Origin of the sequence: Pseudomonas sp. NC02, assembly GCF_002874965.1 — a bacterium.
Taxonomy (GTDB): Bacteria; Pseudomonadota; Gammaproteobacteria; order Pseudomonadales; family Pseudomonadaceae; genus Aquipseudomonas.
In genome coordinates this window covers 5,496,876-5,510,387 of record NZ_CP025624.1, presented here as the reverse complement: position 1 = coordinate 5,510,387, position 13,512 = coordinate 5,496,876, and the positions used below count along the sequence as shown (strand labels likewise).

Annotated in this window: 12 protein-coding genes; 5 read left to right on the top strand and 7 right to left on the bottom strand. The window is 61.2% G+C overall.

Annotated elements, in window-relative coordinates; translation table 11 throughout:
- Positions 1-128: 128 nt before the first annotated feature.
- The 5 genes from C0058_RS25875 to C0058_RS25855 form a co-directional block, all read right to left on the bottom strand.
- Complete coding sequence (locus C0058_RS25875) at positions 129-1,556, bottom strand: glycosyl hydrolase family 8 (RefSeq protein WP_102369814.1); 1,428 nt, start codon at positions 1,554-1,556, stop codon at positions 129-131.
- Between the two features lie 85 nt (positions 1,557-1,641).
- Positions 1,642-2,937 carry a sensor histidine kinase KdpD gene (locus C0058_RS25870; protein ID WP_102369813.1) on the bottom strand — a complete coding sequence of 432 codons (1,296 nt, stop codon included), beginning with the start codon at positions 2,935-2,937 and terminating at the stop codon, positions 1,642-1,644.
- Positions 2,927-3,625 carry a response regulator transcription factor gene (locus C0058_RS25865; protein ID WP_102369812.1) on the bottom strand — a complete coding sequence of 233 codons (699 nt, stop codon included), beginning with the start codon at positions 3,623-3,625 and terminating at the stop codon, positions 2,927-2,929. Before C0058_RS25865 ends, C0058_RS25870 begins: the two co-directional genes overlap by 11 nt.
- 73 nt (positions 3,626-3,698) lie before the next feature.
- Complete coding sequence (locus C0058_RS25860) at positions 3,699-4,442, bottom strand: phosphatase PAP2 family protein (protein WP_102369811.1); 744 nt, start codon at positions 4,440-4,442, stop codon at positions 3,699-3,701.
- Between the two features lie 54 nt (positions 4,443-4,496).
- Entirely contained in the window at positions 4,497-6,446 is a 1,950-nt protein-coding gene (locus tag C0058_RS25855; protein ID WP_102369810.1) for an LTA synthase family protein, read from the bottom strand.
- Between the two features lie 201 nt (positions 6,447-6,647).
- On the opposite strand from C0058_RS25855, the gene colR reads away from it, so the two are divergent.
- The 5 genes from colR to C0058_RS25830 all read left to right on the top strand — a co-directional run bounded on the left by colR (position 6,648) and on the right by C0058_RS25830 (position 10,421).
- Positions 6,648-7,331 carry a two-component system response regulator ColR gene (gene colR / locus C0058_RS25850; protein ID WP_003208587.1) on the top strand — a complete coding sequence of 228 codons (684 nt, stop codon included), beginning with the start codon at positions 6,648-6,650 and terminating at the stop codon, positions 7,329-7,331.
- The gene (locus tag C0058_RS25845) at positions 7,321-8,601 is read left to right on the top strand and encodes a HAMP domain-containing sensor histidine kinase (protein WP_102369809.1); all 1,281 of its coding nucleotides are present in this window, start codon (positions 7,321-7,323) and stop codon (positions 8,599-8,601) included. Before colR ends, C0058_RS25845 begins: the two co-directional genes overlap by 11 nt.
- Positions 8,602-8,789: 188 nt before the next feature.
- A complete protein-coding gene (locus C0058_RS25840; RefSeq protein ID WP_102369808.1) occupies positions 8,790-9,470 on the top strand; it encodes a class I SAM-dependent methyltransferase in 681 nt (226 codons plus the stop codon).
- Positions 9,471-9,474: 4 nt separating this feature from the next.
- Positions 9,475-10,191: a lipopolysaccharide kinase InaA family protein gene (locus C0058_RS25835; protein ID WP_008433603.1), complete on the top strand. Its 717-nt coding sequence runs from the start codon at positions 9,475-9,477 to the stop codon at positions 10,189-10,191.
- Positions 10,191-10,421, top strand: coding sequence for a hypothetical protein (locus C0058_RS25830; protein ID WP_008433604.1), 231 nt, complete (start codon positions 10,191-10,193; stop codon positions 10,419-10,421). The genes C0058_RS25835 and C0058_RS25830 overlap by 1 nt, the downstream gene beginning before the upstream one ends.
- Before the next feature lie 918 nt (positions 10,422-11,339).
- Here C0058_RS25830 and C0058_RS25820 read toward each other — a convergent pair.
- A complete protein-coding gene (locus C0058_RS25820; RefSeq protein WP_102369807.1) occupies positions 11,340-12,437 on the bottom strand; it encodes a DUF1513 domain-containing protein in 1,098 nt (365 codons plus the stop codon).
- Between the two features lie 2 nt (positions 12,438-12,439).
- Positions 12,440-13,504, bottom strand: coding sequence for an imelysin family protein (locus C0058_RS25815; RefSeq protein ID WP_102369806.1), 1,065 nt, complete (start codon positions 13,502-13,504; stop codon positions 12,440-12,442).
- Positions 13,505-13,512 lie beyond the last annotated feature (8 nt).

Genomic DNA, 13,512 nt, shown 5'->3' with positions numbered 1-13,512 from the left:
AGTCTTACCCCGATACTGAAAAACCCCGCCTGCAGCGATGCAGGCGGGGTTTTTTTATGCTGATCGTTCCCACGCTCTGCGTGGGAATGCCGCCAGGGACGCTCCGCGTCTCTCTTTACGCGCACGCCTCAGCTGACGCCGCGACGCCCCAGCAGTTTCTTGAACATGAAGCCGCGAGCCAGCATCAGGTGCGAGGCGGGCGGCAAAGATGCCACGGGTCCCGGTGCCGCAGAGCCGGATGACGGATGGACAGGCACGTGTGCGGTTTTTTTGAGGGGCGCCGGTTGGGGCCGCTCCCAATGGCCGGACATGACCACCATGCCCAGCAGTTTGAGGGTATTGCCGTAATAGTCATGGTCACGGATGGACCGGCGTTGCAGGTTGTCCCAAAGGTTATTGAGCCACAGCTGATTGTCGGGGTTGATCATTGCGCTGACCCCGAGTGCCGCCACAAAGGCCGGCTCATTGTGCGCTTCCTCGATCGCACTGCCGTCGATTCGGTAGCCACTGTTGAAGTTGCCCGGCTCATCGTGGGTGGTGGCGCGTGCCCAGCGGTTGAAGGTGGTCAAGGTGTACAGCGCACGCGGGTCACCGTACATCAGGTAATCCAGGCCGATGCGCCACGGGTAGCGGGCCGCGTTCCACGAATAGCTGCCGTCGTATGGGCCTTCCACCAGATCGGGCCGCGCCGGGGTGATCGAGGTGTCCAGGTGGCTGATGAAGTCCGGCACCAGCCCGCTGTTGGCGCTGTACCGTTGGGTAAAGTCACTGATGATCGAATAGGTCTTGTCGCGCACCGCCTGCCAGCGCTTGTCCCCGGTCATGGTGAAAAAGCTGTAGAGGTGCGACTGCATGAAGTCCGAGCTGCGGGTGGTGTACTCAAGCTCTGCGTCACCGTCGGTACCGGCCCAGTCGCCGAGCATCAGGTGCTGAGTCCTGGGGTGCACCTCGTGTTTCATGATTGCCGCCATCACCGTGTTGGCCTCGCTGCGATAGTCAATGGTGCCCTCGCTGCCCCATTTCTGATCCGCCAGCAGCAGGGCGTAGGCGATGTCCAGGTCGCCATCGGTGGCACTGACGTCACCACGGAAAGGGTCGGTGGAGTCGCCGCATCCCTCGGTCTGGTTCCAGGCCATCAGGCCGGGATCGGAAGCTGCCGGGTGATCCTGGAAGTAGCGCACCATGCCGTCGAAAGTCCGTTGGGCCTCGTCATCGTAGTCGGCCATCATCACAGTGAGCAGCATGCCGTAGCCATGGGCCTCGGACACGGTGATGGTGTTGGGCGCGGCGCCACCACCCACGGGTTTGTGGTCGGCGTTGACCTTGATGAAATACCGGCCGCTGCCGCATTCCCCCGACAGGTAAACCGCCTTCCAGTCCTTGTAGAACGTGACCAGTTGTTGATCCATGATCGCCTGGGGCTGGCGATTGGGCAGGATGGTGCCGGGGTAGTAGGGCGCTTGGACATTCTGGGCCGCAACGCCGCCTGACCATGAACCGGCGGCCATGCACAGTGATAACAGCAGCGTGGGCAGATGCCGTCTAGGGTGACGCATGAGCTGACTCTCCAACCTGATCCAAAGGGCAAGGTCGCGAGGTTAGCGGCAGCGCGGATGTTCCACTGTCACAGGCTGTAACAGCCTAGGCCGGGCGCAGTGCCAGGGTCAGGGTCAGGCGTGCGCCGCCCAACGGGCTGCGGGTGATCGACAGCTCACCACCGTGCCAGTGGGTGGCGCGCTTGGCCAGTGCCAGGCCGAGGCCAAATCCGCTGGGCTCGTCGCCGCCCATGGCCAGGCGCACGAAGGGTTCGAAGATCTTTTCGCGGTTTTCCGGCAGTACGCCCGGGCCGTCATCATCCACATGCAGCACCAGGTGCTGGCCCTGGCACGCAGCGCTGACGTTCACCCGTTCGCGGGCGTAGTTAATGGCGTTGCTTAACAGGTTGCGCACGATCAGATGCAGCAGGGCGCGGTCGCCGATCAGTTCCAGGTCGGCCGGGTCGGTGTCCAGGGTCAGCAAGCGATGGTGCCCGTCCAGCAGGGCAAACTCCTGCTGCAGCCAGGCATGGAGATTGATTGGCTCATGCTGCAGGTCGCTGGGTGCATCGGCCAGCCGGGCAAAGGCGAGGCTGGCGCGAACCAGCGACTCCAGCTCTTCGATATCGGTGTGCAGGCGCTCTTGCAGGCGGGTGCGGGTGTCGAGGTCGGCGCTTTTACTCAGCAGTGCCAGGGCAAAACGCATCCGCGCCAGGGGTGTGCGCAGTTCGTGGGACACCGCCTGGGAAACCTCCCGGTGGCGTTCGCCCATCGAGCTGATATCCAGCGCATGCCGTTGCAAGGTCAGCAGCAGCGGCGCCCACTCCTGGCTCATCGCGGGCAGCAGCGTGTTGGGCGAGCGGGCGAGGGTAGCAATGCAGGCATTAAGGGCATCGAGGTCATGGGTGTATTTGCGCCGGGCACGCAGGGCAATCCAGAGAAACAACAGTACCGGCAGGCCGGCGACACAGGCGGTCACCCAGTACACCGGATATTGCAGCAGGTCCTTCACTTCGGCGGTTCCCCACAAGGGGCCGAATTGAATCACCGTGTCATCGTCCAGCGGGAAGTAGGTGACGTCCTCATCACTGTTCTGCGCCGGCTGATGGTGGTCGAGCATCACAATAGCTTCAGGCGGCAGCTCGATATCATCCTTTTTCACCAGGCTCACCGGGTACTGAAAGCGTGCTTGCAGTGACTCGATGCGCGCCTCCCGTTGTTCGGCGGGCAAGGCCTTGAGTTGCTCAGCAACGAGATAACCCGGCCCGGCCATCAGCCGCAGAAAACTGTAGTCCCCGATAAACACCGAGGCGTTCGAGCACAACCACAACAGGTAAAAAGTGAGGGCGGCCCAGCTGGTGCCGGCCGCGATGGCCATCCACGGGCGAACTTTAGACAGCATGCTGGCTCCCCGTCGGGATCTCGACGAACAGGTATCCCTGCGCCGTGATGGTCTGGATGGTCACGGGGCACTCAAGGCTCATCAGCTTTTTGCGCAAGCGCGACACCCGCATATCAATCGACCGGTTCAGCCCGTCGTACTCCAGGCCGCGCAGGCGCTGGAGCAGCTTTTCGCGGGTGAGCAATACGCCGCAATGGCGGGCAAAGATGGCGAGCAACTCGAATTCGGCCACCGAAAACTGCAAGGGTGCCTCGCCAAGCCAGGCGAAGTGGTTGTTCAGGTCCAGCCGAAAAGCGCCCCACTGATAGTAACTGCGAGGTGCCTGGGGATGGCGGCGCAGCAGCGAGCGGATCCTTGCCAGCAACAGTTGCGGGTCGATCGGCTTGACCACGTAGTCGTCGGCCCCGGCGGCAAACCCCACCAATTGTTCGGCGTTCTCGTCCAGGGCCGTCATCATCAGGATCAGCCCGGGGTAGTGGTCGCGAATCTGTCGGCACAGGGTAAAACCGTCGATGCCCGGCAGCATCACATCGAGGATCAACAGTGCCGGTTGTTCATCCTGGATACGCTGGGCGGCGTGGTCGCCACGGTGTTCCACTGCGACGGTAAAGCCTTCGGCGCGCAGGAACTCGGCCGTCAGTGCCGCCAGGGGCAGGTCGTCTTCGATCAGCAACAGGGTATCGGACATGGCTCAGCAGGATCGTTGCCAAAAAGTGCGCAGAGTGTTGCGCCCTTGCCCCCGGCTAGGCAAGGGCTGATCATCACGGCGTCACGGGCTGCTTGCGGAAGGCGGGCTGCGGTGTTTTCACCGGCCGGTACAGCAGGAAGTAATAGGCGCCCAAACAAATCAGCCAGCTGAAAATTGCCGTCCACACGTTGTGGGAAAGAAAGTGCGCCCCTTGCATCGTGCGGCTCACCGAAAGCACCGTGCCCAGGCCCAGCGCAAACATGAACGCCGAGCGCGCCATCCGCGGTCGGCGATCCCTCAGGGCAAAAAACAACGCAAACAGCGCAAACCCGGTCGCCGCATGCCCGCCCGGCCAGCAACGCCCCGGCTTGTCGGTCGGCGGCCTGGGGCTCAGCAGCTCGCTGTACGTCTCCTGGCCGCCAAACTCCTTGACGCTCCACGGGCATTGCACCCCGGTCACCGTCTTCAACGGTGAAACGAACGAGGTGGCCAGTGCCAGCGACAGCACCAGGCAGCCCAGTTCCCGGCGATAGGGTTTGAGCCGCTCAAAGACAAAGGCCCCGGCAAGCCCGGCGATTGCCAGCACCGAAAACACGATCACCATCTGCTTGGCGCGATCGTGAAGAATGTCCTCCAGAAAAAAACTGTGCCGGCCCACGAAGCCGCCTTCGGACGCGTCGTAAAACAGCCTGGCGATGTCCATGTCCAGCGACGTCAGCTCCAGCAGCAACATGGCCACCGCCAGAACGGCAGGCACACCGAGGCACAGCCAGAAGTTGAGGGGTTGGGATAACGGACGAACAGCGATTGCGTGCATGGCGAACTCAGACTCTAAAAAAAGCCCCGGTCAGACCTGGCCGGGGCATTTTGGTTAGCGTGTACTCACTTGGGAAGCCTCGTCCTTGGGCACCCTCCAGCTCAGCAACTGTTGCTTGTAGTCATAACTGGCGCCCTGGTAGTAGGTGATGGCCCGTTGGATCAACGGGTCATCGCTGCCAACGCGGATTTCGTGGCTGTCGCCCAGGGCCTGGTCATGCCGACGCAAGCCTTGGCGCGGGCTGAGAATCGCCAGGTCCTTGCCGTCGAACAACCCCAGGTACTGGTAATTGCCGACTACTACCCGTGGCGGCAGCGGGTTGTCCTGCAGCAGGTTGCGGCCAAAAAACGTCGACTCGTAGCTCAGGTTCAGCAAGCCCAGCAGGGTCGGGGCGAGGTCGATCTGGCTGGCCAGCTTCGCGTTCTCGCCGGCGTCTACCAGTTTGGGTGCGTAGATGAAGAGCGGGATCTGGTAATTGACCATCGGCAGGTCTTCCTTGCCGGCGCTGCCCGCCGTGTGGTCGGCGACGAAAATAAAGATCGTGTTGTCGAACCAGGGTTTCTGGCGCGCCGCCTCCAGGAACTGGCCGATGGCATGGTCGGTGTACTTCACCGCGCCGTCGCGACCGTCACCGGATTTGATATCAATGCGGCCAGCCGGATAGGTATACGGACGGTGGTTGGAGGTGGTCATCAGTTGCAACAGGAATGGTTGCTGCTTGGCGTAGTCGGCGTCCGCCAGTTTCAGCGTCTGTTTATAGAGGTCTTCGTCGGCCATGCCCCAGGCGTTTTTAAAGCTGATTTCGGATTCCGGCACGCTGCTCTGGTCGACCACGCGGTAACCGTTGCCGCTGAAAAACGCGTTCATGTTGTCGAAGTAGCCCCGGCCGCCGTAGACAAACACGCTGTCGTAGCCGATGGCGTTGAGCTGCTGGCCGAGGCTGCCGAAACCGCTTTCCCGGCCGATACGCTTGACGATGGAGCGCCCGGGCGTCGGCGGGATGGCCAGGGTGATGGCTTCCAGGCCACGGTCGGTGCGGGTGCCGGTGGCGTAGAAGTTATTGAAGTACAGGCTCTGTTTGCGCAGCGCATCGAGGTTGGGCGTGAGGTTATTCGGGTCGCCGTTGCTGCCCATGTACTTGGCACTGAAGCTTTCGATGGTCACCAGCACGATGTTGGGTTTGCGCAGCGTGCCCGGGTTGGTAATGGCGCGACGGATATCCAGCGGATCCGTGCCGATAAACCGTGCGTTGGGCTCGCTGAGTTCGGCGCGCAACTGCTTGGCGACTACATCTGCCGGCAGGCTCTTGTAGAACTGGGTGTAGTCCAGTTCGTTGTTACGGAAAGCGGCGAAGAACTGATAGGGGCCGTTGCTGGCCAATTCGTTGTTGTAGGCGTTACCGCCCTGGCTGCGCGGGCTGTCCTGGTTGATCAGTTGCAGGCTCAGGCCGGCCACCACCAACAAACCAAGGGCGTTGAGCAGGCGTTTGCGCATCGCAGGCAACGGCGAGTTCATCGCCGCGTTGAACGGTTTACGCAAGGCCAGGCTCAAGATAATCGCCATCACCGCCAGCAGGCTCAGCAGCTTGCCAATCGGATACGACTCCAGCAGGTTGTTCAACACCTCTTTGGAGTACACCAGATAGTCCACGGCAATAAAGTTGAAGCGCACGCCGAACTCGTCCCAGAACAGCCATTCGGCCACGCTGGTGAAAAGCATGGCGAACAGGCTGACGGTGAGTACCGCCTGCAGGAACCAGCGATGGCCACGAAGGCGCCACAACCCCGGTGGGCACAGCAGCAAATACAGGCCCAGGGGCAGGGCGGCATAGGCGAGGAAGCCGAGGTCATACAGCAGCCCTACGCCGAATACCGGCAGCAGGTTGCCGCTCACCTCATCCAGATGGGTTACCAGCAGCACGCTGCGGGTCAGTAGAAAAACCACCAGCCAGGCACCGGTCACCAACAGCAAATAGCGCATTGGCGCCGTTTTTGGAAAACCCATGTCAACGTTCCTTATTTTCGATGGGCGCGATCTTCGCGCTGACACTGTAGTCAGCTTGTGAACCTATAGTGAAAAACTCGTTAAGTCTCGCAATCGGTTGAAAACAGTAATCGGCGCGGCCTTCAGGCCTAGCCGTGAGCCATACTTGGCCTTAAGCTGCGCGAGCCAACACGGCCGTTACCGCGTACGGAGACACTGCCCATGCGAATTTTATTGGTTGAAGACAACCGCGATATTCTGGCCAACCTGGCCGATTACCTGGGGCTGAAGGGCTACACCGTAGACTGTGCGCAGGACGGTTTGTCGGGCCTGCACCTGGCTGCCACCGAACATTACGACCTGATCGTGCTCGACATCATGCTGCCTGGCATTGATGGCTACACCCTGTGCAAACGCCTGCGTGAAGACGCGCGCCGCGACACGCCGGTGATCATGCTCACTGCGCGCGACCAACTGGATGACCGGCTGCAGGGCTTCAAGTCCGGCGCCGATGACTACCTGCTCAAGCCGTTTGCGCTGTCGGAGCTGGCCGCGCGTATCGAAGCGGTGCTGCGTCGTGCCCAGGGCGGCGGGCGCCGTGCCTTGCAGGTGGGTGACCTGAACTACGACCTCGATACCCTGGAAGTCACCCGCGAAGGGCGCCTGCTCAAGCTCAACCCGGTCGGCCTGAAGTTGTTGGCGGTGCTGATGCAGAAAAGCCCGCATGTATTGCGCCGTGAGATTCTTGAAGAAGCCCTGTGGGGCGATGACTGCCCGGACAGCGACAGCCTGCGCAGCCATGTCCATCAACTGCGTCAGGTGATTGATAAACCCTTCGCCAAGCCGTTGCTGCAAACGGTGCACGGTGTGGGTTATCGCCTGGCCGAGGGTCGTGATGGAGTTTAAGCAAAGCCTTGCCCAGCGGATCATCATCGCCTTCGCCTTGATGAGCGCGCTGGTGGCGGGGGCCTTCGCCATGGGCATCGTCGCAACGGTGCACCTGGTGGAAGAAAAACTCATTTCGGCAGGCCTGGGCGGTGACTTGCAACGCCTGTTGCTGATGGACAGCGTCGAGGACTGGAGCCATCGCCCGGAGCCCGACCAGTTGTTCTACTTCAGCGGCGGCCCCGGCGATTTCGAACTGCCCAAGGACTTGCGTCATCTGGAGCCTGGTTTTCACGAGGTGTTTCGGGAGGCGCTGTCCTACCATGCCATGGTCGAGGTGGTCGACGGCCGCCGTTATGTCCTGCTGCAAGACCAGAGCGATTTCGAAGAGCGCGAGCGCGTGCTGTTTGCCGTGGTGCTGGTGGGGTTTGTACTCAGCCTGGCGTTGGCGGTATTCCTCGGCTGGGTGCTGGCGCGCAAGGTAATGGCGCCGGTGGTGCGCCTGGCCCGCCAGGTGCGGCACCGCGACCAGTTACTCGGACTGGCACCACCGCTGGCGCCGGATTACGCCGCGGATGAAGTCGGCGAATTGGCCGTGGCCTTCGACGCCACCCTGGGCCGTTTGCGCCAGGCATTGTCCCGGGAGCAACTGTTTACCAGTGACGTGAGCCACGAATTGCGCACCCCGCTGATGGTGCTCGCCAGTTCCTGCGAGCTGTTGCTGGAGAACCCCGCGATTGACCAGCGCGGCCGCAAGCAGGTCGAGCGCATTGCGCGGGCCTGTGAAGAAATGCGCGAACTGGTGCAGACCTTCCTGATGCTGGCCCGTGCCCAGCGCGAGGAGGCCGGCATGTCGCCCCAGGCCAACCTGGCCCAGGTGGCCGAGGACTTGCTGGGGATCTGGCGTGAGCCGATCGAGCGCAAAGGCCTTGAGCTGATCTATCAACCGGGCAATCCACTGGATACCCGCTACAACGCGACCTTCCTGCACGCGGTCATGGGCAACCTGTTGCGTAATGCCCTGCACTACACCGAGCATGGCTTGATCCGCCTTACCCTGGAACCGAGCGGTTTTGTGGTGGAAGACACTGGCGTGGGCATTCCCGAGGACAAGCGCGAAGCGATGTTCGAACCGTTTGTGCGTGGCAGTGAAAAGCGCGGTGAAGGCCTTGGCCTGGGTTTGTCCTTGGTTCAGCGCATCTGCGAGAACCAGGGTTGGAGCGTCAGCCTCAGCACCATGGAGCCCAACGGCTGCCGCTTTCACGTCGAATTGAGTCAGGTCAAAGCCTGATGCCTGCCCTGCCGCTAAGCTGCGGCAGACTTCCTGATTTTCGCCGAAGATGGCATCATGCCACGACTTGTGTCTGCAAAGTTTTGTAATGTATACGATTCGACAGGACAAGTTTTTCACAACGTGTTGACCTGTTGATCACAGGATTCTTTTTAAGGTTGTAGGCATCAGTAACTGGAGACCCGGTGATGCCTACCCCGATCAAGCTCGAATTTTCCGAAAAGTACGACGATCAGCACGCGCAGAATTATTTACTCAAACACCAGGACAATCTGGCTCGCCGGTTGTCCCACAAACGCGACGAGCAATTGGCCCGTGGTGCGCTGGCCATGGCCGGTGAGCCTGGCCTGGTGCTGGATTTGCCATGTGGTGCCGGGCGTTTCTGGCCGTTGCTGGCAGAAAAGCCCAACCGCGTGATCATCGGCGCCGACAACTCCGCGTCGATGTTGAAGATTGCCACCGTCGCCCAGCCGGCGGATGTGGTGAAACGGGTACGCCCCTTGCAAACGTCTGCCTTTGATATCGATTTGCCAGATAATGCGGTCGACAGTATTTTCTGCATGCGCTTGATGCACCACATTGGTGACCCCGAGCACAGGCTGGCAATACTGCGCGAATTTCAGCGTGTTACCCGTGACAGCGTGATTATCTCGCTGTGGGTGGACGGCAACTTCAAGGCGTGGAAACGCAAGCGTGCCGAAGTGCGGCGTCGCAACAAGGGTGAGCAGGAAGGTTACCAAAATCGGTTTGTGTTACCGGCTGGTACTGTTGAGGCAGAGTTTGAGCAGGCCGGTTTCCGTGTTCAGGAATCTCTGGACTTCATACCGCTCTACGCCATGTGGCGAGTGTATGTATTGCGCAAGAGGTAACAGGATGGCTGTCGAGTGTTTACCAGGTAGTGAAGTAGCTCCCGAAGAGCGATTTGATTATTTCTGGCGCCAGCAGGGCGAGTGGGTCGAAGAGCCCAATCGTCGTCGTGGCGGTGAAAGTGGTGTGCAACGGGTAACGGGCACCCATGGGCGTTTGCTCTACAGCAAGCGCCAGACCGGTCATATCTACCGTAGTTGGCTCCATCCGTTTGGGCGCCCCACTGTGTTGCGTGAGCGTGACGCCCTGAAGGGCCTGCGCTTGCTGGATGTACGCGTGCCGGAGTTGGTGTTCTGCGAGGCCCGTCGCGATCCTGAGCACCAATGGAAGGCGTTGTTGGTGACGGCGTCGCTGGACGGTTTCGACGAGATCGAAAACTGGTACGCCGCGGGTGGTCGTGAGCAGTATGGCGAGTTGGTGCATGAGCGTTTGCTCAAGGAACTCGCGGGTACGTTGGCGCGGATGCACAAGGGGCGTTGGCAGCATGGTTGCCTGTATATCAAGCATATCTTTGTGCGAGTGACGGGTGAGGGTGACGCGGCGAAGGTTGAGGTGGCGTTGCTGGATTTCGAGAAGTGCCGGCAGCGCTTGACCGCTTTGCGGGCGGCCCGGCATGACATGTTGCAGTTGCGCCGCCATTCGTCGTGGAATGCTACGGACTGGCAAAAACTGAGCTACTTTTACGAGACGGCGTTTGGCAGCGCTATCAAGGGTTTAACGTAATGAAGCTAGAAATTGCACGAGGTTTGTTTCTGTTGGGGGCGTTGGGCATAGCTGCCCTGGCCCTGGCTGCCTGGGAGCAGCCCCGGACACAAGTTCTCAGTGCGGTGCAGGGTGTCGGGCAGCAATGCCCGATGCCGCGGATCGCCAAGGTCGGTGTCGCGGCCAAGCCTGATCATGAGTTGTTGTTGTTCATGTTTGGGATGTCCCAAGGGATGAGGCCACAGAGTTGAAGAGATTGAAGCCCAAATAAAAGGCCTCGCTAGTTCGAGGCCTTTTATTTGGGCTTGGGTTTTGGGTTGGTTGGTTGGTTGGTTGATCGAGTACATATCCGTTGCTGCGGTAACGGCGGCTTATGGTTCCGCTCTTACAGCGGGTCACTTTTGGCAAACGCCCCAAAAGTAACCAAAAGGTCTTTGCCCCACCACTCGGTGCCTCGCCTAGGCTCGGCATGCCCGCACTCCGGCACGGCTCCGCGGGCCGCCGCGACGGGCCATCCATGGCCCGGCGCGGCTAAATCGGCATCCTTGCCGATTTACCCGCTCCACCGTGCCTGCTTGCGGCCATCGTGGTTGACGGGGCCCGCAGATCAAAATCAAAAGCAGATCAAAAGCAGAGCACAGCGGCCTACCGGCCGGCTTGAGTGTTTAACAGCCAGATCAAAAGCCAGAGCGAATGCAGATCTGCTTTTCTGTGGGAGCTGGCTTGCCTGCGATGCAGACACCTCGGTGCATCAGGTACACCCAGTTGATGCCATCGCAGGCAAGCCAGCTCCTACAATGGACCGTGCACGCTTTAGCTTTTGATTGTGCTCTTCAACACTCAAGCCGGCCGGGAGGCCGCTGTGCTTTTGCTTTTGATCTTGATCTTAGGCGCCCCGTTAAACCACGCTGGCCGAACGCAGGCTTTGGAGCGTGGGTAACCCGGCAGGACGCCGGGTTAGCCGTCCTGGGCCAAGGATGGCCCATGACGGCGGCCCACGGTCCAAAGCCGGAGTGAGGGCACACCGAGCCTAGGCGAGGTGCCGAGTGGTGGGGCAAGAGCCCTTTTGGTTACTTTTGGGGCTCTTTTCCAAAAGTGACCCGCTGTAAGAGCGGAACCATAAGTGGCCGTTACCGCAGCAACGGATATGCCCCCAATCAGCCCCCCAATCAAACCAGATGCAGATGGTTATCCCAAAGCCCCGCCGGCAACTCCAGCGGCTTGCCCACCAACGGCACCTGCCGGCAATCATAAAACCGGCAACGCCCCTGCCCGGAAGTCACCACAAACCCATCAGCCACCGCACCCACCCCGGCACAATCCGGCAACGGCCCGTCCAGCAGCAACTGCGCGCTGTCCATGTTCCAGATAAAGAATCGATTCCCCCGTGGCGCCGTCAACGCCACCAGCCGCAACTCGCTGTGCACCGCCACACTGGCCGTGTAGTGCCCCATGGCCTGCAACTGCTCATCCGCCACCGGAAACGCCATAAACGCCTGCCCCGGCCGCTTGATCGCCAGCAACTCCGAACGCTCATGTGACGCACCCATGAACTGCTGCCCCGCGAGGATCGTCCCGTCGCTGGCAATCCCCATATGCCGCACACTGTTCATCTGCTGGCCCAGGGTCTCCTTGCTCAACAGCGTCCCGTCGCGCTTCATCAGGACCAGGCTCGGCTCCATGGCATTCAGGTTCATCTCCACCCGGCTCTCAGCCTCAGTGCGAATCCCGCCGTTAGCCACCACCAGCGTCTCGCCATCAGGCATCCACGACACCTGGTGCGGCCCAATCCCATGGGTGGAAATCTCCCCGGTGTGCACCAGCCGCTCACCCTCGAACCGGTACACACCCAGCAAACCGCGACCCGGGTCAGACGTGTCGTTCTCTGTGGCATACAACCACTCGCCATCCTTGTGCACCACCGCATGCCCGTAAAAGTGGCGATTGGCCTTGGAGGTGATGGTTTGCAACAGCGCCCCGTCCCGCAGGTCGATCAGGTAACTCTCGGTGCCGGGCCGGCGGGCGACAAACAGCGCAATCGGCAGCGTCGGGTGGTTGATGATGTCGTGGCAGCGCTGGCCGACCTCGGTGGCAAATACCTGCTTGCCGTCCAGGCGAAAGCCGACGGCGTAGTGCCTGCCATCACTGTCATCCCGCGCCGAGAGCAGCAGCGGGCTTTTGCCCTTCTGCTTGAACAGCGTCCAGCCGCCCAAAGTGATCGCACTGAGCAGCACGCTGCCGAGGGCCAAAGCCTGTCGCCTGAGCATCATCAGTCACCGTCGTTGGCGTTAAAGCCCAGTTGGATGCCCAGCGCCTTGGCCAGCTCGCCTTCGTGCAGGCGGTGGACCACGTTGAGGCTGTCGTAGATATCGTTGAGCTGCTGGCGCCCGGCATCGTCGGCCAGCATTTCATTCAGCGTACGCTGGTTGCTGGCGAAGAGTTTCAGGGAGGCGGCATACGCGGCGTCGATCTTGTCAGCCAATGGCTTTTGATCGGCAGGCAACAAGCCGCGCAGGCCTTTGTTGTCGACGCCGACCCAGACGGTCTGGGCGGCAGCCAGGCTGGCTTCCAGGCTTTGCAGGGACGACTGGCTGCGCCACGCATCGGCCTGGAACGGTTGCGGGATGCCCTTGGTCTGGCGGCCCATCGGGGTGCCGAGTTTTTTCTTCAGGGTGTCCAGCGCAGTCACTTGAACCCGCAGCAGGTCGGCGATGGCTTCGTGGGAATCGGCGTAGCGCTGGTTAGGAAACTTGGTCATCTGCGCCAGCATGCCGTCGGTGCTGTTCCAGCTCGACAGGATCTCTTCGGCCAGCAGTTTCTGGCGCTCGCCGATGGCTACCAGCAACGGGCAGTAGCGGGCTTTTTGCGTCTCGTCCGCCAGATCGGTCTTGGCGTCGTAGAGGATGTATTCGTAGGCCGACAGGCCCTGCACCACGACGCTGGATTTGGCCAGGGTGGCGGCGTCGATCTGTGGTTGGGCGGTCACCAGTTGCTCGACTTGACGACCCACCAGGTTTTTCTTGTCCGGCCAGAACTGCACCTGCCACGAGCGGTTGCCCTCGGCCAGCGGGCCGATCAGCAGCGGTTGCAACTCGGCCCAGGCCTTTTGCGCGTGCAGGAAGTCGGCGCGGGCGGTCTCCAGGCTTTCCTTGCCCTGGCAGTAGGCCAGGGCGCTGACGGCCAGTTGGCGGTCGGCTTCAACCCAGCGGCTGTAGGTCGGCAGGATCACTTGCTTGGCGATGGCCGCCGAGGTCACCGCTTGCGGATCCTGGGGCGAGCACGCACCGAGGGCGAGGGCGGCCAGGCTGGTGAACAACAACTTCGGACGGAACATGTCGAGCT